Source organism: Cohnella panacarvi Gsoil 349 (genome assembly GCF_000515335.1).
Taxonomy (GTDB): Bacteria; Bacillota; Bacilli; order Paenibacillales; family Paenibacillaceae; genus Cohnella; species Cohnella panacarvi.
Genome location: NZ_KI911563.1, coordinates 3,703,016 through 3,720,568, shown reverse-complemented (window position 1 = coordinate 3,720,568; position 17,553 = coordinate 3,703,016). Strand labels below are relative to the sequence as shown.

Here is a 17,553-nt window from a genome sequence, read left to right as displayed (position 1 = left end):
CAATTCATCGAAGATCATCGCTCTGAATTTCGATTGGAGAAGATGTGCATTGTGCTAAAGGTTTCAAGGAGCGGCTACTACAAGTGGCTTTCTGAGAAGGCTAATTTGAATCGGTACCAGCTCCGGAGAAAGGCTCTGCTAGCGCGTATCTCTTGGCTATTCCACGACAATAAAAAGCGTTATGGAAGCCCCAAAATTACGGACACGCTGCGCAAAGAGGGGTGGCAAGTCTCCACCCGTCTTGTCAGTAAACTGATGAAGGAAAATGGGATGCGTTCTTGCGTCGCCAAGAAGTTCCGGGTTTGCACAACAGACTCGAATCACAGTAATCCGATTGCACCAAACCTGCTCAAGCAGAATTTCAAAACCACTGCACCGAACAAAGTTTGGGTAACCGACATCACCTATATTCCCTGCCGTGAAGGCCGCCTGTATCTCGCCAGCGTCCTTGATTTGTACACTCGTAAAATCGTGGGCTGGCAGCTTGGAGACCGCATGACAGAGGATCTGGTGCTTGCAGCGCTAGACAACGCATACGCCGCTCAGAAGCCTAAACACAAGCTCATTCATCACTCCGACCGCGGATCGCAGTACACGTCAGACGAATACCGCAAGCGATTGAAGAAGTACAGAATGAAAGCCAGTATGAGTCGCAAAGGGAACTGCTACGACAACGCCTGTATTGAATCATTCCACAGTGTGCTGAAGAAAGAGTTTGTTTACTGTACGAAATTCCATACTAAAGCGCAGGCGCAACAAGAAATGTTTGAGTATATTGAGCTGTTTTACAACCGCAAACGAATTCATGGCACCTTGGGATATATGTCGCCTACGCAATTTGAAGCGTTATATTACAAACGCGTAAGTTAAGCAATTCGGGGTGTCCACTTTCTTGACTGAGGTCCATTCGTGCTGTTGATTGGTACTTAGGCGACCGGTTTGCCGAAATAAGTGTATTCCGTGCTATTGTCAGCGTCTCGACTACAGATCTGTGAGGCTCCCTATTTGGGAGCCTTTCGTCTTTGTTGCTAGGGATTGACAGTCATCAGGACGGAATGGTAATATCTTTTCCCTGTCTCTTCCCGGAGCCGGGGCAGCCTTTCAAACCATCTTAGGAGGTTCTGAATGATCACGGTAAACGGCATTAACAAATCGTTCAAGGTGGCGAAGCGGACCGCGGGGGTCGGCAGCGCGTTCAAGGCGCTTTTCCGCCGCGAGTATACGGATGTCGCCGCGCTTTCCGACATCTCCTTCTCGATCGGGCAAGGGGAAATCGTCGGCTACATCGGACCGAACGGCGCCGGAAAGTCGACGACGATCAAAGTCATGAGCGGCATTCTCGTCCCCGACAGCGGTACCTGCAGCATTATGGGATACACGCCATGGCAGGACCGCGTCAAGTACGTCAAGCACATCGGCGTCGTCTTCGGACAGCGCTCGCAGCTATGGTGGGACGTGCCGGTCATCGACTCTTTCGAGCTGCTGCGGGATATTTACGACGTACCCGAAAGCGAGTATCGCGGCAACTTAACGTTATTGACGGAGACGCTTGACCTCAGCGGAATCCTACACACTCCCGTTCGTCAGTTAAGCCTCGGACAGCGGATGCGCTGCGAGCTGGCGGCGTCGCTGCTGCATAGCCCGAGCATTCTGTTCCTCGACGAGCCTACGATCGGCCTCGATGCCGTATCTAAGCTCGCCGTACGCGATTTCATTAAAGTCATGAATAAGGAAAAAGGCGTCACCGTCATTCTGACGACCCACGATATGAACGATATCGAGGCGTTAGCCCAGCGCATCTTGCTTATCGGCAAAGGCCGGCTGCTGTACGACGGCGGCGTGGAGGATCTAAGGGGACGATACGCGGCGGATAACGCGTCGATCGAGGATGTCATCGTGCAGATGTATAAGGAGTACCAAATCACATGAAGGCATACGTATCGGTCTTCAAGCTCCGGATGGCTAACGGAATGCAGTATCGGATCGCGGCGCTGGCGGGGGTAGCTACGCAACTGTTCTTCGGCCTTATTTTCATCATGATTCTAGTGGCCTTCTATCGTCACGGCGGCGCCGAGATGCCGATCACTCTCCCCCAACTAGCCGCCTACATATGGCTACAGCAAGCTTGTCTGTCGCTCATCATGTTATGGTTCAGGGACAACGAGCTGTTCCAGCTCATCACGACCGGCAACATTGCCTACGAATTATGCCGGCCGACCAACACTTACGGCTTCTGGTTCGCCAAGCTTCTCGCCATGCGGTTGTCGAGCGCCATCATGCGATGCATCCCCGTTCTCTTCATCGCGTTCCTGCTGCCCGAACCTTACCGCATGTCGCTTCCGCCGAGTCCTGTTCATCTGATTCTGTTCGTCGTCGCGTTAATACTCGGCCTGATCATCCTTGTCGCCATCTCCATGCTGATCTATATCTCTACGTTCATCACGATGTCGCCGACGGGGTCGCTTCTGGTGTTCGCTTTATCGGGCGAATTTCTCGCCGGGTTAACGGTTCCGATTCCGTTATTCCCCGGCTGGCTGCAGAATATCATCTACGCGCTGCCGTTCCATTGGACAGCGGACTTTCCGTTCCGGGTCTACTCCGGCCACATCTCGGCGCATGACGCTTGGCTAAGCTTTCCGCAGCAGCTCGCATGGATCGTCATTCTCGTCGGCCTCGGGATGATCGCGATGCGAGCGGCGCTCAAGCGCGTAGTCGTGCAGGGAGGTTGAGAAGCATGAAGCTGTTCGGCGAATATTGCTTAATCCTGTTCAAGTCGCAGTTGCAATACCGCGCTTCGTTCTTGCTGCTGTCGGCGGGTCAATTCCTCATTCCGCTCACCAGCTTGGCGGGGTTGTATTTCCTCTTCGAGCGATTCGGGAGTATCGAGGGCTGGAACTTCTATGAGGTCGCGCTTATCTTCGCGGTCATTCATATGACGTTCGCGCTTAGCGAATGCTTATCGCGGGGATTCGATATGTTCTCCACGCTGATCGTGAACGGAGAGTTCGACCGGTTGCTCGTCCGGCCTCGCAGCACGGTACTGCAGGTGCTCGGCTCCAAGTTCGAATTTACCCGCATCGGAAGGCTGCTGCAAAGCGCGATCGTGCTCGGCTGGGCGATCAGCGGATTGTCCGTGGATTGGACGGCTTGGAAGGTCGTCGTGTTGGCGCTGATGATCGCAAGCGGGACGTTCATCTTCACCGGCATCTTCATGATTATGGCCGCGCTCAGCTTCTGGACGATACAAGGACTCGAAGTCGCCAACGTGTTCACGGACGGCGGGCGCGAGATGTCGCAATATCCGATCTCGATCTATCAGAAGTGGATCACGCGGTTTTTCACTTTCGTCATCCCGTTCGGCTGCGTTAACTACTTGCCGCTGATGTACATTCTGGGGAGGGCGGAGGACGGCAGCGGGGGCGTCGGCTTCCTGTACTCCCTCGCTCCGCTCGCCGGCTTCGTCTTCATCGTGCCGTGCCTGCTCGTCTGGCGCGTCGGCGTGCGGCATTATCGCTCAACGGGGTCATGAGCGGTGTCCGTTCAGAACAAGAGGTCGATCCAACAGGATCAACCTCTTTGTGCGTTATGGAGCCACGTAGACTAACCCTGATAAGCTTCTACCAACCGTTGAATATCCAGCTTGTTCATTTGGAGCATAGCGCGCATCGCCCTTTGCGCTTTGTCGGCATCCTCGTCGTTCAACATGTCGCCCAAGACGGAAGGGATGATTTGCCAGGATACGCCGAATTTGTCCTTTAACCAACCGCATCTTCCTTCTTCCCCGCCGTTCGCCGTCAGCTTCGCCCATAAATCATCGATCTCCTCCTGCGTGTCGCAGCTGACGAAGAACGAGATGGCCTCCGAAAACGCAAATTGCGGACCTCCGTTCAGAGCCATGAACCTTTGCCCTTCAAGCTCGAAGATCGCAGACATCAGCGTTCCTTCCGGGCCGGGTCCGCCTTCTCGGAATCGGGTGGCTTGTACGATCTTTGAATTGTCGAAAATCGAGACATACAGATTGATCGCTTCCTCCGCTTGGTTGCCAAACCATAAGGAAGGCGTGATCCTCTGAACTTTACTCATGAATATACATCTCCTTATTCATCGCTTCTTTAACGTTATGATCCTGTCGTGTCTTCCCTAAAACCACAATAAACCATTTTCTTTATAAAGTAAATGCTTAAATAATAAACAGAACTCTTGAGAAAAATATCGCTAATGGGAGACAAACAAAATGCAGCCCATATCCCAACGGACACAAGCTGCATTGTTAACATAGCCCCTATGATTACTATACTTGCGTCCTAATCCTGCAGAGCCCGCAACCCTAGCGCGATAGAGCCGCATAAGCCGGCGTTGTCGCCGAGGCCCGGCGGCACGATGTAGCCATCGATGTTCTCAGCGAGCGCGGACGCGCCAACGTAGCCGTTCAAGTTGCGGCGCACTTGCTCGCGGATGAGCGGGAACAGCTGCTTTTGGTGCATGACGCCGCCTCCGAGAATGATTCGCTTAGGCGACACGAGCAGCACCGCCGAAGCGATCGCTTGCCCGATATAGAAAGCTTCGATCTCCCATGCCTCATGGTCGACCGGCAGCTTGTCCGCTCTTACGCCCCAGCGAGCTTGAATCGCCGGTCCGGCGGCGACGCCTTCCAGGCAATTGCCGTGATACGGGCAGACGCCCTCGAACGTATCGCCCGGGTACAGCCGCGTCAGTACGTGGCCGCCTTCGGGATGAACAAGACCGTGCGTCAGCCTGTCTTCAAGATACACTCCTACGCCGACGCCGGTGCCGATCGTATAGTACAAGCAACTGTCCAACCCTTGGGCCGCGCCCCAAGTCGCCTCGCCGAGCGCTGCCGCGTTGACGTCCGTGTCCCAGCCGAACGGAACGTCGAGCGCTTTCTTCAGCTCCGGCAACACCGGATAATTGCTCCAGCCCGGTTTAGGCGTCGTCGTGACGTAGCCGTATTGCGGGCTGGCCGCGTCAATATTAATGGGACCGAACGAACCGTATCCGATCGCCGCTACGTCCTTATCGCGAAAGTATTCGACGATGCGTTCGATCGTCTTCTCGGGCTGCTCCGTCGAAAAGCTCACCCGTTCCAGCACTTCTCCAGCCTCATTGCCGATGCCGCAGACGATTTTCGTTCCGCCCGCTTCTACCGCCCCGATGAACAATTTCGACCCCTCCATAGAATAACCGTTAACTTGCTTACTCCAGTGTACTGCCTCGGGCCAATGCCTGTCAGCACTCTAAATTGTCATTATAGGCGCTGTTTTAGCCATTTTATGACGGCTTCAGCGGTTACAGCCATATTCGAAAGTCCCCTCGCGTTCACGTACGGATGCTGTTCTCGAAAATAATCCGCATGCCCCCCGACGATCCGCAGCCCGCTCGCATGAACAGGCGCATGCTTGTCCATCTGCCAGCGCGGCAATCTCCATCTGCCGGTATGCCATCCGCCGAACGAGCCTAGACGCGTAATCGGGTCGAGGAGCTTCGCGCTTATCCATCCAGCCCCTTGCGAATCGGACCGCGCGGCATAGACGTACAGCACTTGCTCGCGCAGCTCGTCCGGAATGCGGCAACGGGGAGAACCGATCATGACGACGAGCGGAGGTAACCCGCCGTCGCGCGCATACAGCAGCCGCGCCGCGTGCACGGCCGCCACGCCTCCGGCGCTATGGCCGACAATGATCGTACGGGCAGGCATGAAGTCTCCCCGAAGTGCGCGCCTACTCTCGTCGATCATTCCAAGCAGCCGGTTGCCCCCAAGCGAGCCATCGAGCCGGCGATCCCTTAATCTCAAATCGCGGCCGACTTCCCTCAGCTGGCCGAAGAGCGACCGCTCGTTGTCGCCGTACGGGAACGACAGAGAAGAACGGACGATCGCCCCGGTTTCCTCGATCCCCCGCTCGACCACCTGACGCAGCCGCTCCATGAACATCGGCGACGTCGCTACGCCTGCTGGCAAATAAAGCTCGATCAACCGTTCACTCATGGGTCTTCCCGAAGTCGAGCGCCTGCACGATTCGCTCCATATCGCTCGGATGCGTGCTCCGGAACCATTGGACGAGCAAAGGCGGATGAATATCGCTCAGCGAGACGACCGCCATCGTCTGATTCATCGTGACCGACCCCTCCGCGCTCCCGATCAATTCGAGCGCATAAGCGTCCGCTGCCGATTCCGCCTGGCGCGATATCGCGTTCGATACCGGCATGGATGCGAACGAGAGAACGGACAGGAGCAGCAATGCGAGCGGCAACGCGGCCAAATCCGACGGCGAACGCAAACCCCACTGCCTGCCGCGCCTTCGCACGATTCGCGCGTATAGCCATCCGCCTAGGCCCAGCATGACGAAGGAACCGCCGACCGCTCCCGCCGCGCTCCACTCCAGATGGCGCTTGACGTAGTGTCCCATTTCGTGCGCCATGATGAGCAATATCTCTTTCTCGTTCAGCTTGTTCAGCGTCGTATCCCACAGCACGATCCGCAGCGACGAACCGAGCCCGCTCACGTAGGCGTTAAGCGCGTTCGTTTTCTCGGACATATCGACCTCGTACACGCGATCCGCCGGAATGTCCGCCCGCTGCGCCAGGTCGAGTATTTTTCGCTCCAGCACGGGATCTTTCAATCGATAGTAGTCGTTATATAACGGGTCGATGACGACCGGTTGAATATACATCATGAATAGGGTAAAAGGAATCGAAAGCAGCCACAGCTTCAGCCACCACCGTCCCCCCCGCGAGATGATCCAGAACGCGACAGCCGATACCGCCAACAACGTGAGGTAACCGATACCGAAGGCGACAAGCTTGTCCCGAATCCAACCGGACACCGGCTGCGTCGATATCCCGTAATGCTTGGAAATCGTAAACCCGATGACCCGAAGAGGCAGATAGAGCAAGAACGCCGCCGCATCGACGAGCAGCACGAATATCGGAAACCGAACATAGACCGGCAGCCCGCGCCGCTCCAGCGCGTCGCGCCAATACCGCGCAAGACCGCCGGCGATTAACGCGAAGTAGATGAACCATTCCCAAGGACTGCTTATGAAAAATAGCCAGTAACGAGCCGCGTTAAGCGATTGGCTATCCCGCAATTGCTCGGGCGAGAAGAAGGTCGCCGGATCGGCCGGGGTACCGGCATAGGTTGCGGGCACGTTATTCGGGGACGTATACCAAACGTAAACGGCCATTGCAGCAGCGTATAGAAGGAACAGGATGAATACGTTCAATAACGCGGAACGTTTGCGCACGTCGTTGTCTCCCCTTAAGGAAGTGATTGGCAATAGTATAGCCTATTCCTTCCCGCCAATCGACTTCGGCAGCAGTATAGCGGCAACTTCGGCGCATTAGCGGCACCACATGCCGCTAACTCGCGCATTCGGGTAGCTTGGGCGCATTTGCGGCATCACATGCCGTTAACTCGCACTTTCGGGCAGCTTGGGCGCATTTGCGGCATCACATGCCGTTAACTCGCACTTTCGGGCAGCCTCGGCGCATTAGCGGCACCACATGCCGCTAACTCGCGCATTCGGGCAGCTTCGGCGCATTAGTGGCACCACATGCCGCTAACTCGCGCATTCGGGCAGCCTCGGCGCATTAGCGGCACCACATGCCGCTATTCCGCGCATTCGGGCAACTTCGGCGCATTAGCGGCACCACATGCCGCTAACTCGCGCATTCGGGTAGCTTGGGCGCATTTGCGGCATCACATGCCGTTAACTCGCGCATTCGCACAACTTCGGCGCATTAGCGGCACCACATGCCGCTAACAAGCTCATTCGCACAACTTCAGCGCATTAGCGGCACCACATGCCGTTAACTCGCTCATTCAGGCAGCTTCGGCGCATTAGCGGCATCACATGCCGTTAACTCGCTCATTCAGGCAGCTTCGGCGCATTAGCGGCACCACATGCCGCTAACAAGCGCATTCGCACAACTTCAGCGCATTAGCGGCACCACATGCCGCTAACTCGCACATTTGCACAACTTCGGCGCATGAGCGGTACCACATGCCGCTAACAAGCGCATTCGCACAACTTCAGCGCATGAGCGGTACCACATGCCGCTAACTCACGCATTCGCACAACTTCGGCGCATTAACGGCATCACATGCCGTTAACTCGCTCATTCAGGTAGCTTCGGCGCATTAGCGGCACCACATGCCGCTAACTCGCGCATTCGCACAGCTTCGGCGCATTAGCGGCATCACATGCCGTTATATTCGCAAAGAGACGCGGTAGCCATATTTTTCATCCAATTCCGGTCCGGACTGTTATATAATACCTGTATTGTGTTTATGACAAGCCGATTAGGAGAATCGACATGGATATAATCGAGATCGCAACCGCGCTTATCGACGAGGATACGGATCAGCCCCGCTACCAATTCGACGACGAGGCGCTTCAGGAGCTGATGAGCAGCATCGGCGAAATCGGCCTGCTGTCTCCGATCAAAGTTCGCGCGATGCCGGGCGGCCGCTATAAGATCATCTACGGCAACCGCCGATACAAAGCTTGCAAAATGCTGAACAAACCTACGATTCCGTGCATCGTCTCGACGGCGACGGACGAGATGGAAATCTACTTCGAGCAGATCGCCGAGAATTTGACCCGTCAAGGCTTCTCCCCGATCGAGGAGGCGGAAGCGTTCCACAAGCTGCTTACCGACCCGAAGTTCAGCAGCTCGACCAAGTACATCTCGAGCAAGCTCGGCAAGCCCGAGTCGTACATCAAGAACAAGTTGGAGCTGCTGAAGTTCAGCAACGCCGTCAGGAAGCTGATCGTCGCCGGAACCGAAATCCGCAAGGACAAGCTGACGGAAGATCAACTCATGCCGCTCAAGGATTTGCCGATGGAGCACCGCGATTCGCTGGCGCTCATCATGGCGCGCGACGAGATGGCGGTCACCGACGTGAAGAAGATCGCCAAGCTGTTCAAGGATAAGGACATCTCCGACAATACGAAGGGCAAGCTGCTGTTCAAGTCCGGTTACGAGTTGCTGGAGACGTGGGCCACGTTCGAGCACAATCGCAAAGAGCGGGAAAAGGCAGCGAAAGCGAGAGCAGAAGCGGAAGAGGCCGATGAGGAATCGAAAAAAACGGTCGCTAAGCAACCGGCCCCTTCCGCCCTCCAAATCGAGCTTATTCCGCAGCAGGGACAAGCAAACGCCACCGAGCCGCAAGCCGCCGCTCCGTCGGCCGCCTCCCTATTAGGCTATCTTCAGCCGTTGCTAGCGTCGATCCCCGCTCCGACTCCGCTTCCCGCGGAGCTCGTGCAATCGATCGAACGCCTGACGTCAGGTGAGACCGATCAGTTGGTCGACGGTATCAATAAGCTGATCGGCAGTCTCGAGCAGCACTTGGCCGAATGGCGCGCGATCCGCGATGCGGCTAACAAGTACCAAGCTCAATAGTTGTCTAATCAGCTTAACAATTAACGTAACATGTCTATAAAATCCTTAAGCGAATTGGAAATCCATTTCTTCGGACGCATGACCATTTGCAAGTCCAACCTAATGTCGGGATGGCTGAACGGAAGGACAACTAACTCCCTTCTTAGCACCTCTTCACGAACAAGCATTTGAGGAAGCAGCGAGATACCGGTGCCTGACAACAGACAACGTTTAATGGCTTCGGGATTACCAAGCTCTAATCCGATCCTGTACGAGATGCTCTGCTCTCGAAGAACCTTCTCTAACATAATCCTATAATTGCAGCTCGCTTCGGTCATAATCCACTCCTCATCATTCAGTTGGTCAAGCTGGATGGTGCGGAGAGAGGACAAAGGATGGTCGGGGCTCGCGATTAGAACCAGCGGTTCTTCTCTGATTGTTGTCCACTGCAGTGAAGGATCGGTAGACTTATTTTCTAGCAGAAGCCCGATATCAAATTCTCCTTCTTTAACTTTTTCTACAATGGTGCTTTCGCTGTCCGGTTGAAGCCTGACTGTGATAGCCGGATATTGCCGGCGGATATTCTGAATCAATGAAGGAAGGTAGTAGGCTGCCAGCGAATCGATCGTCCCGATCGTAAGAACACCTCCTCCCTGAAGAGTTAGCATTTCTTTGGACTGCTGAAACAGATTGAGCATTTGGACGGTAACTTGCAGCAACTCCTCCCCTGCCGAAGTTAGGCGAAGCCCCTTGCCATGCCTCTCAAACAGCCGAACGCCATACAGCTGCTCTAACTTCTGAATTTGCATGGTGACGCTAGATTGAGCGTACCCGAGTTCCCCCGCTGCTTTAGTGAAACTTTGATGGAAGGCAACTTCCCGAAAGGTCTGAAAATAGGCGAGATCCATTTATTCACCACTTCAAAATTATTGATAATTCTCATCACTTATTATAGGTAACGCCGATACTGATTGCTATGTTAAATTATTAGCGATACGGAATATTCGGAGGGGAATCATCATGCTGACAGAGCGGGATTTAGCAGGGGTTTACGTACCGACCGTTACGCCTTTTGCGCCGAACGAAGAGTTGGATTTGGATTCGTACCAAGATTATTTGGAGAAGCTGCTGAATCACGACATTCAAGGTTTAGTGATCAATGGGACGACTGGCGAAGCTCCTACTTTATTGTGGGAAGAGGTGAGGACTCTCGTACAAGCGACGAAAAATGTCCTGAGCAATCTTCATAAACAGATTCCGTTAATTATAGGCACAGGAACCAACAGCACCTTCACGACTGTGAAACGGACGGAACAGGCTGCACAGCTTGGGGCGGATGCCGTCCTTGTCGTGACTCCCTATTATAATCGTCCCTCGCAAGAAGGCGTCATTGAGCATTTCCGCAGCGTTGCGCAAGCCGGAGTTCCGGTAATCGCTTATGAGGTCCCTAGCCGCACAAGTATTCATCTAACGACGGATACGATAAGTAGAATCTTGGATTTGAACGGAGTCATCGGGTTAAAAGATAGCTCCGGCGGCCTTGATTTGATTTCCGAGCTCGCCCCCTCGGCTGCGAAACCGATTCTCTGCGGCGATGACCTTCAATTCTGTTCCATGTTAAAGCATGGGGCTTCCGGCGGCATTCTAGCGTCTGCCAATATTCAGACCGGCACGTTCTTGCAAGTTTACAAGCTGACGGGTCAAGGCGAATTTACTAAAGCGCGACAAATGTTCGACTCCCTGGTTCCTTTGGTCACAAAACTATTTCAAGAGTCAAACCCCGCTCCAGTAAAGTGGGTCCTCGCCAAACAAGGCATCCTGTCATCGGACACCTTGCGTTTGCCTATGAGCTCCATCAGCAAAGATTTACAGTTGGATTTGGAAAAACTATTGCAAGATTATGCCCCGTAGAAAACCCGATTTTGCATTTCGTGTGTCATGGCCGTCATCTTTCCTCCAATAGTTGGATAAAATAAATGTACAAATTGTACAAAACGTACTATGATTGGGGGTGTAAAGGTGGTGAAATTGATGGAAACCATTCAATCTTCCGAAGTCCGTAAACATTGGGGTAAGACGTTCGACGAAGCATTCTACAAAGGGCCTGCGGTTATCGAGAAGAACAACCGCGTGAATCTTCTGATCGCCGCGCCACACGTGAAATCATTGCTTAGTCGTGAGTTCCCTATTCAGATTTCGATTGAGAAAGCTGAAGGGGTCCTCATGGCGACCATGACAGGGATCCCAGACATTTTCGGATATGGGGACACGGAGAAAGACGCACTTGCCGATCTATTCAGCCACCTGAAGGTTCTAATCGATGAAATGCTTGAGGACTTCGGCCGTTTTTCGTCTGAACGACCACGTGACGCGTTCTATTTGCTTCAACTCGTCGAGACGGAATCCGAGAAAGTCGAGGAGCTGGTTGCCGTCACGGTGCATGGCTAAATGGGCGGAACTAAAGCGTTACCTCGACAAGAACGGGTGGGACAACTACCGAACAACCGATCATTATTATTACCGCAAGGACGGTTACCGTACCAAGGTATCGTTCGGAAGCGGAGAGATCCCGCCACCTGTTTTCCGAAAAATTCTGAAGGATCAGCTCAGGATCACGCTCGAAGAATTCAATAACTTCAAATAGACACAGCCATTAGGACCTGAAGGCTGTGTCTTTGCTATCTCAGATGAAACGCTAAGCCCCTATAATTCGCCCCAGAACACTTCGGTCTCGTAGTCGAAAGACACGAGACCTTTGTCATTGCACCGATCGTGAATATTCCGAAGCCCCGCGATCATCGGCTCGTAGCTCGGATGGCCCGGCTGCGGGACGTAGGAGGAGGATAGCATCCGTCCGGCCAACGCCTCGAAGTCGAGCAGTTGACCGCTCGGAAAACGCGCGACGCGCATGGCGGCCGGTTGAAAAAACTTCGCAAGCCCATCTTCGGAAATGTTCTTATGCCCCACCTTCTCATAATCGATCCCGTACGTGCGCAACAGCTTATCGTACGCTTCGAGGAACGGCGTGCCATGCGTCAGCCGCGAGTTCCAAATGAGCGCTACCTTGCCTCCCGGCTTCAGAATACGTTTGAACTCTGCCTTCGCCTTCTCGCGGTCGAACCAATGGAACGCTTGCGCGCACACGATATGATCGACCGAACCGTCAGGCAGGAGCGTATTCTCCGCCGATCCCGGCACCGCGCGGAAGCCCGGCGTTCCGCCTAGCGCCTGCTCCGCCGCCGCCCGCATCGCGTCGTTCGGTTCCACCGCGTGCACGACGCTTCCCCGCTCGAGGAGCAGCCGCGTGAACTTGCCCGTTCCCGCGCCGACGTCGGCGATTTCGCCGTCGGCGCCTAACCCGACCGTATCGTACAAATAATCGATCGCCTCTTCCGGGTAACTCGGCCGATATTTGACGTACGTATCGACTCTGTCGGTGAACCTCTGCGTATTGTCCATTCTTTATCCCTCCGGCTTAAGCTCGGTTTGGCCTTGCATATAAGGTCGCAGCGCTTTCGGAATATATACGCCGCCGTCCTCGCGTTGATGGTTCTCCAGCAGCGGTATGAGGATGCGCGGCGTTGCGATCGCCGTATTGTTGAGCATATGGCAATAATGAAGCTTCCCGTCCGCGTCCCTGTACCGGATATTCGCGCGGCGAGCCTGAAATTCATGCACGTTCGACGACGAATGCGTCTCGCCGTACGACTCCCTGCTCGGCATCCACGTCTCGATGTCGTATTGCTTATAGTTTTTCTGCGACATGTCTCCGATGCACACCGAGACGACCCGGTAGGGCAGCTCGAGCAACTGCAGGATGCGTTCGGCGTTGCCCGTAATTTCCTGCAGCAGCCTCTCCGATAGCCCGGGATCGTTCGCGCATAGCACGACTTGCTCGACCTTCGAGAATTGATGGACCCGGTACAAGCCTCGAACGTCCCGTCCTTGCGAGCCGACTTCCCTGCGGAAGCACGCCGACATCGCGGCCAGCTTGACCGGCTTGCCGACGTCGATCACCTCGTCGCCGTAATACGCCGCCAAGCTGACTTCCGACGTGCCGACCAAATACTTATTGTCGTCTGCCAATGCATAAGTCTGATCCCGCCCCAGCGGAAAATAGCCCGACCCGACCAGCGCGTCCTCCCGGACAAGCATCGGAACGTCCATCGGCGTGAACCCCGCTTCCTCCAGCACATCCATGGCCAGATGCTGAACCGCCCGGTGCAGACGGAAGCCCGCGCCTTTCAGCACATAGTTCCGCGCGCCTGCCATCTTCACCCCGCGCGGAATATCGAACAAGCCGAGCGCCTCTCCGATGGCGACGTGGTCGCGCGGCGCGAAGGCGAAGTCCGGCTTCTCTCCGACGCGCTTGATCTCTACGTTGTCCGCGTCCGACTGCCCGGGCGGGGTGTCCTCCGACACCGGATTCGGTACGAGGCGCATCAGCTCGATGTACGCCGTCTCGACCTGCGCCTGTTGCCCCTCCAATCTCTTCAGCGTCTCGTTGTTCCACTTCACTTCCGCCTTCAACCGCTCGGCCTCCGCTTTATTACCGCTCTCCATCAACCCCCCGATCTTCTCCGAAGCTCGGTTGCGTCCGTGCCTTAGCTGCTCGATCTCTTGCATGAGCGCGCGCCGATGCTCGTCGACTTCAAGCAGCTTGACGATCGAAAGTCCGATTCCTTTGGCATCGGCCGTCTGTTGTATTTGCTCCGCATGATCCCGAATATAACGAATGTCCAGCATATCGCTCTCCTCCCGTCTTATCCGTTGCGCCGCTGATAATCGCGCATGAATTGGACCAGCGCCTCGCATGCCTCTACCGGCACCGCATTGTAAGCCGAGGCGCGCAGCCCGCCGACGCTTCGGTGGCCGGCCAATCCCTCGAATCCGTTCTGCAAGGCCTCTTGCACGAATCGCTTCTCGATCGCCTCGTCCTGCATTCGCCACGTGACGTTCATCCGCGAACGGGCTTCCTTGTCGGCGAAGCCGTTATAGAAGCCGCCGCTCGCGTCGATCGTCTCGTACAACATGCCCGTCCTGAGCGCGGCGCGCCGTTCCATCTCCGCGACGCCGCCTTGGCGCTTCGTCCATTCCAGCACCAGCTTCATCATGTAGATCGAATGAACCGGCGGCGTATTGTAGAGCGACTCGTTACTAGCGAACGTCGCGTACTTGAGAATCGTCGGTATCGCGCGCTCCGAGCTGACATGAAGCATATCTTCCCGGACGATCGCTACGGTAACGCCCGCCGGACCTAAATTTTTCTGCGCCCCCGCATACATGAACCCGAATTTCGTCCAATCCTGCTTGCGGCTCAGCATATCGCTCGTCATATCGCCGAAGAGCGGCGCGTCGCCAACGTCCGGGAGCTCGCGGAATTGCGTGCCTTCGATCGTATTGTTCGTCGTCAGATGGACGTAGGCCGCCGTCGCGTCAACCTGTAGTTCGCCTACGTCCGGAAGCTTCCGCCACTTATCAGCCTTGCCGCTCGCGATGACGTTAGCTTCGCCGACGGTGACGGCCTCTTGGTACGCTTTGTCCGAGAAGCTGCCCGACAGCACGTAATGACCGACCCGGTCCGCCGCCAGGAAATTCATCGGGATAAGCGCGAACTGGGTGCTGGCGCCTCCGCCCATGAACAGCGCCTGATAGCCCTGCGGGAGGCCTAGCAGCTCCGCCAACAGTTGCCTCGTCTCCTCCATCATCCGCTCGACCGGCTTGCTCCGGTGCGACATCTCCATGAGCGACATGCCTTTGCCGCCGTATTCGACCAGTTCCTCTTTCGCTTGCTCCAACACCTCTAGCGGCAGCGCCGCCGGTCCCGGATTGAAGTTGTACGCTCTCTTCACCTTATACCGCGTCCTCTCAAGTTTGGATGAAAACACAAAAACGCTCCTGTCCTGAATTGGGACGAGGAGCGTTCGCTCGCGGTGCCACCCAACTTGATCGATCCGCGCGCGCGGCTCGACCCTCTTGGTTCCGCTGTAACGGGCGGAGGCCGGTAAACTTAGGATGCAGCCCGGCAGGACTGCTCTTGTCGGAAACGCCTCGGAGTTGGATGCTCTTCATCGGCATAATGTCCGTATCGAATTGTTAGGGCTTATTATACGCCGATCCGATCCGTTGTCAAGAGACGAACTCCGCGGGCCGCCGCAAATCGAGCCACTCCGCTTCCTGCTCCGTTAGGCTCACTTCGAGACCCGGCAAGCTGGAGCGCAGCTCGGACGGATTGCTCGGCCCGATGATCGCGCAAGCCGGATAACGTTGATGCAGGACGTACGCGAGCGCGATCTGGTTCGGGTCGCAGCCCTTGCGCCGCGCAAGCAGCCTCGCCCGGCGAAGCCGCTCCCAGTTGGCGTCGCTGTAATAAACGCGAACCGCTTCCGCATCCTCGCGGAGATCCGGCGAGAAGCGCCCGGTGAAAAATCCGCCCGCCTGCGACGACCAGGACAGCAGCGGCAGCTGCGACCGCTCGTGCCACGAGATGTCCTCTTCGCCCGCCGATACGCAGCCTTCCCAGCGGGGCTCGTTCGGCTTGGCCAAGCTCAGGTTCGGGCTGTTGCAAGCAAAGCCGGTTAGCCCGTGCGCCGCCGCATACGCGTTCGCTTCCGCGATGCGCGCGACCGACCAATTCGAAGCGCCGAGCGCAAGGCAGCGCTTCGATTCCAGCAACGCGTTCAGCGACTCGAGGATGTAGCCGACGGATTTGCCCGGGTCGTCGCGATGCAGCATGTAAATATCGACGTAGTCGGTCTGCAGCCGATCGAGCGACTCGTTCAAGTCCTGCCCCATCGCCTCGAGCGTCACGCGCGGGCCGAGTTCGTTCGGATGCGCGCCCTTGCCGATAAGGACGAGCCCGCTCCGGTTACCGCGGTCCCGCATCCATCTCCCGAGCGCTTTCGCGCCGGAAGGACCGTAGACATGCGCCGTATCGATCGCATTGCCGCCCGATGAGACGTATGCGTCAAGCAGCTCGGCGGATTCCGCCGTCCGTTCCTCGCTTAGCATCATCGATCCGAGGATGAGTTTGGTTACCGGACGGCTTAGCCCGTATATCGCAATCGAATCCATCTGTGCATGGCTCATCTCGACCATCCTCCGATGCTATAGGGTTAGAGCACGATTCTGGCTTTGCTTCGCGCGGATTTCAGGCAAGCCTCGATCAATTTCATGTTCCGAACGGCATCGTCCTCGGGGAACAGCGGTACCTGCTCCTTCCATACGGCGCGGGCGAAATCGTCGACTTGACGGGCATACGTGTTGACGATATCCGGTTTCACTTCGCGGGTGCCGTTCTTGTTCGTCACCGTGAACGCGGCGTCCTCGCCGTTCGCGATGAAAGCGTTCGGAATGTCGATCCGGCCGTCCGTTCCTACGATTTCGAACGATTGGCGGAAGTTCGCCCACATGCCGCAATCGAACGTCAACGCGACGCCGCCCTCGAATTCGACGAGGCCCGAAGCCATCATGTCGACGTTGTCGTGCTCCGGCGAGAAGAACGCATGAACGGTTACCGCCTCCGGTTCTTGGCCCATGAAGTATCGCGCCGCGGTAAGCGGATAACATCCGACGTCGAAGAGTCCGCCGCCGCCCCAATCCGCGCGGTAGCGAATATTGTTCGAGTCCGCCGCGTTATTGAACGTGAACGCGCCTCTCAATGCCCGGAGCTCGCCGATTTCTCCATCCGCGATGAGCTGTTTGATCTGCTCCATGCGCGGGTGATGGCGATACATGAACGCTTCGGCGAGCACGACTCCGGCTTTCGCGCACGCGTCGACCATCTCTTGGGCTTCCGCCGCGGTCAAGGCAAGCGGCTTTTCGCACAATACGTGCTTGCCCGCTTCCGCCGCGCGGATCGTCCACTCCCGATGCAAATGGTTCGGCAGCGGAATGTAAACCGCATCGATATTCGGATCTTGCAGCAACTCCTCATAGCTTCCGTACGTTTGAGAGACTCCGAATTGGGCCGCGGCCGCGCTCGCTTTCTCGAGCCCCCGACTCGCCACCGCTTGAATGACCCCCGTAGCAGAACCCTGAATGCCCGGCATGACCGACCGCAGCGCAATATCGGCAGCTCCGACGATGCCCCATCTCAACTTCTTGTCCATCTCATCCTCTTCCTTTGCATATATGAATATTGTTATTATA

Annotated in this window: 18 protein-coding genes; 8 read left to right on the top strand and 10 right to left on the bottom strand. The window is 56.0% G+C overall.

The features are described from left to right. Nucleotides 1–6: 6 nt before the first annotated feature. From COHPA_RS0117940 to COHPA_RS0117925, 4 genes are all read left to right on the top strand, one after another. Nucleotides 7–870: an IS3 family transposase gene (locus COHPA_RS0117940; RefSeq protein ID WP_245590327.1), complete on the top strand. Its 864-nt coding sequence runs from the start codon at nucleotides 7–9 to the stop codon at nucleotides 868–870. Between the two features lie 255 nt (nucleotides 871–1,125). Next, nucleotides 1,126–1,929, top strand: a complete 804-nt coding sequence (locus COHPA_RS0117935) for an ABC transporter ATP-binding protein (RefSeq protein ID WP_027087531.1) — start codon at nucleotides 1,126–1,128, stop codon at nucleotides 1,927–1,929. After that, a complete protein-coding gene (locus COHPA_RS0117930) occupies nucleotides 1,926–2,729 on the top strand; it encodes an ABC transporter permease (protein ID WP_027087530.1) in 804 nt (267 codons plus the stop codon). The genes COHPA_RS0117935 and COHPA_RS0117930 overlap by 4 nt, the downstream gene beginning before the upstream one ends. Nucleotides 2,730–2,734: 5 nt before the next feature. Beyond that, complete coding sequence (locus COHPA_RS0117925; RefSeq protein WP_027087529.1) at nucleotides 2,735–3,529, top strand: ABC transporter permease; 795 nt, start codon at nucleotides 2,735–2,737, stop codon at nucleotides 3,527–3,529. A 71-nt stretch (nucleotides 3,530–3,600) separates the two neighbouring features. Here the strand turns inward: COHPA_RS0117925 and COHPA_RS0117920 are convergent, their stop codons facing one another. The 4 genes from COHPA_RS0117920 to COHPA_RS0117905 form a co-directional block, all read right to left on the bottom strand. Next, entirely contained in the window at nucleotides 3,601–4,083 is a 483-nt protein-coding gene (locus COHPA_RS0117920; RefSeq protein ID WP_027087528.1) for a VOC family protein, read from the bottom strand. Nucleotides 4,084–4,304: 221 nt separating this feature from the next. Continuing rightward, complete coding sequence (locus COHPA_RS0117915; protein ID WP_027087527.1) at nucleotides 4,305–5,180, bottom strand: ROK family protein; 876 nt, start codon at nucleotides 5,178–5,180, stop codon at nucleotides 4,305–4,307. Nucleotides 5,181–5,266: 86 nt separating this feature from the next. Next, nucleotides 5,267–6,004: a hypothetical protein gene (locus COHPA_RS0117910; RefSeq protein WP_027087526.1), complete on the bottom strand. Its 738-nt coding sequence runs from the start codon at nucleotides 6,002–6,004 to the stop codon at nucleotides 5,267–5,269. Next, nucleotides 5,997–7,262, bottom strand: a complete 1,266-nt coding sequence (locus COHPA_RS0117905; protein ID WP_027087525.1) for a M48 family metallopeptidase — start codon at nucleotides 7,260–7,262, stop codon at nucleotides 5,997–5,999. Before COHPA_RS0117905 ends, COHPA_RS0117910 begins: the two co-directional genes overlap by 8 nt. Before the next feature lie 1,072 nt (nucleotides 7,263–8,334). Here COHPA_RS0117905 and COHPA_RS0117900 point away from each other — a divergent pair. After that, nucleotides 8,335–9,423 (top strand): ParB/RepB/Spo0J family partition protein, encoded by a 1,089-nt coding sequence (locus tag COHPA_RS0117900; protein WP_027087524.1) that lies wholly within the window; start codon nucleotides 8,335–8,337, stop codon nucleotides 9,421–9,423. Nucleotides 9,424–9,443: 20 nt separating this feature from the next. Here the strand turns inward: COHPA_RS0117900 and COHPA_RS0117895 are convergent, their stop codons facing one another. Then, the gene (locus tag COHPA_RS0117895; RefSeq protein ID WP_027087523.1) at nucleotides 9,444–10,310 is read right to left on the bottom strand and encodes a LysR family transcriptional regulator; all 867 of its coding nucleotides are present in this window, start codon (nucleotides 10,308–10,310) and stop codon (nucleotides 9,444–9,446) included. Nucleotides 10,311–10,422: 112 nt separating this feature from the next. On the opposite strand from COHPA_RS0117895, the gene dapA reads away from it, so the two are divergent. The 3 genes from dapA to COHPA_RS0117880 all read left to right on the top strand — a co-directional run bounded on the left by dapA (nucleotide 10,423) and on the right by COHPA_RS0117880 (nucleotide 12,046). After that, on the top strand, nucleotides 10,423–11,313 hold the full coding sequence (gene dapA, locus COHPA_RS0117890; RefSeq protein WP_027087522.1) for a 4-hydroxy-tetrahydrodipicolinate synthase: 891 nt from the start codon (nucleotides 10,423–10,425) through the stop codon (nucleotides 11,311–11,313). Between the two features lie 120 nt (nucleotides 11,314–11,433). Beyond that, on the top strand, nucleotides 11,434–11,850 hold the full coding sequence (locus COHPA_RS0117885) for a hypothetical protein (protein ID WP_027087521.1): 417 nt from the start codon (nucleotides 11,434–11,436) through the stop codon (nucleotides 11,848–11,850). Beyond that, nucleotides 11,843–12,046 (top strand): type II toxin-antitoxin system HicA family toxin, encoded by a 204-nt coding sequence (locus tag COHPA_RS0117880; RefSeq protein WP_027087520.1) that lies wholly within the window; start codon nucleotides 11,843–11,845, stop codon nucleotides 12,044–12,046. The genes COHPA_RS0117885 and COHPA_RS0117880 overlap by 8 nt, the downstream gene beginning before the upstream one ends. 59 nt (nucleotides 12,047–12,105) lie before the next feature. Here COHPA_RS0117880 and COHPA_RS0117875 read toward each other — a convergent pair whose 3' ends face one another. The 5 genes from COHPA_RS0117875 to COHPA_RS0117855 form a co-directional block, all read right to left on the bottom strand. Next, entirely contained in the window at nucleotides 12,106–12,861 is a 756-nt protein-coding gene (locus COHPA_RS0117875; protein ID WP_027087519.1) for a class I SAM-dependent methyltransferase, read from the bottom strand. A 3-nt stretch (nucleotides 12,862–12,864) separates the two neighbouring features. Then, nucleotides 12,865–14,148 carry a serine--tRNA ligase gene (gene serS, locus COHPA_RS0117870; protein ID WP_027087518.1) on the bottom strand — a complete coding sequence of 428 codons (1,284 nt, stop codon included), beginning with the start codon at nucleotides 14,146–14,148 and terminating at the stop codon, nucleotides 12,865–12,867. A gap of 17 nt (nucleotides 14,149–14,165) precedes the next feature. Beyond that, nucleotides 14,166–15,254, bottom strand: coding sequence for a 3-phosphoserine/phosphohydroxythreonine transaminase (gene serC / locus COHPA_RS0117865; RefSeq protein WP_027087517.1), 1,089 nt, complete (start codon nucleotides 15,252–15,254; stop codon nucleotides 14,166–14,168). Nucleotides 15,255–15,531: 277 nt separating this feature from the next. Beyond that, nucleotides 15,532–16,491: an aldo/keto reductase gene (locus tag COHPA_RS0117860; RefSeq protein WP_027087516.1), complete on the bottom strand. Its 960-nt coding sequence runs from the start codon at nucleotides 16,489–16,491 to the stop codon at nucleotides 15,532–15,534. A 26-nt stretch (nucleotides 16,492–16,517) separates the two neighbouring features. Then, entirely contained in the window at nucleotides 16,518–17,513 is a 996-nt protein-coding gene (locus COHPA_RS0117855; protein ID WP_027087515.1) for a Gfo/Idh/MocA family protein, read from the bottom strand. Nucleotides 17,514–17,553: the final 40 nt, after the last annotated feature.

Bases quoted from the DNA above. Each gene is read 5' to 3' on its own strand.
- COHPA_RS0117935 (WP_027087531.1), top strand. From the start codon at position 1,126: ATGATCACGGTAAACGGCATTAACAAATCGTTCAAGGTGGCGAAGCGG.
- COHPA_RS0117930 (WP_027087530.1), top strand. From the start codon at position 1,926: ATGAAGGCATACGTATCGGTCTTCAAGCTCCGGATGGCTAACGGAATG.
- COHPA_RS0117925 (WP_027087529.1), top strand. From the start codon at position 2,735: ATGAAGCTGTTCGGCGAATATTGCTTAATCCTGTTCAAGTCGCAGTTG.
- COHPA_RS0117920 (WP_027087528.1), bottom strand. From the start codon at position 4,083: ATGAGTAAAGTTCAGAGGATCACGCCTTCCTTATGGTTTGGCAACCAA.
- COHPA_RS0117910 (WP_027087526.1), bottom strand. From the start codon at position 6,004: ATGAGTGAACGGTTGATCGAGCTTTATTTGCCAGCAGGCGTAGCGACG.
- COHPA_RS0117900 (WP_027087524.1), top strand. From the start codon at position 8,335: ATGGATATAATCGAGATCGCAACCGCGCTTATCGACGAGGATACGGAT.
- COHPA_RS0117895 (WP_027087523.1), bottom strand. From the start codon at position 10,310: ATGGATCTCGCCTATTTTCAGACCTTTCGGGAAGTTGCCTTCCATCAA.
- dapA (WP_027087522.1), top strand. From the start codon at position 10,423: ATGCTGACAGAGCGGGATTTAGCAGGGGTTTACGTACCGACCGTTACG.
- COHPA_RS0117885 (WP_027087521.1), top strand. From the start codon at position 11,434: ATGGAAACCATTCAATCTTCCGAAGTCCGTAAACATTGGGGTAAGACG.
- COHPA_RS0117880 (WP_027087520.1), top strand. From the start codon at position 11,843: ATGGCTAAATGGGCGGAACTAAAGCGTTACCTCGACAAGAACGGGTGG.
- COHPA_RS0117875 (WP_027087519.1), bottom strand. From the start codon at position 12,861: ATGGACAATACGCAGAGGTTCACCGACAGAGTCGATACGTACGTCAAA.
- serS (WP_027087518.1), bottom strand. From the start codon at position 14,148: ATGCTGGACATTCGTTATATTCGGGATCATGCGGAGCAAATACAACAG.
- COHPA_RS0117860 (WP_027087516.1), bottom strand. From the start codon at position 16,491: ATGAGCCATGCACAGATGGATTCGATTGCGATATACGGGCTAAGCCGT.
- COHPA_RS0117855 (WP_027087515.1), bottom strand. From the start codon at position 17,513: ATGGACAAGAAGTTGAGATGGGGCATCGTCGGAGCTGCCGATATTGCG.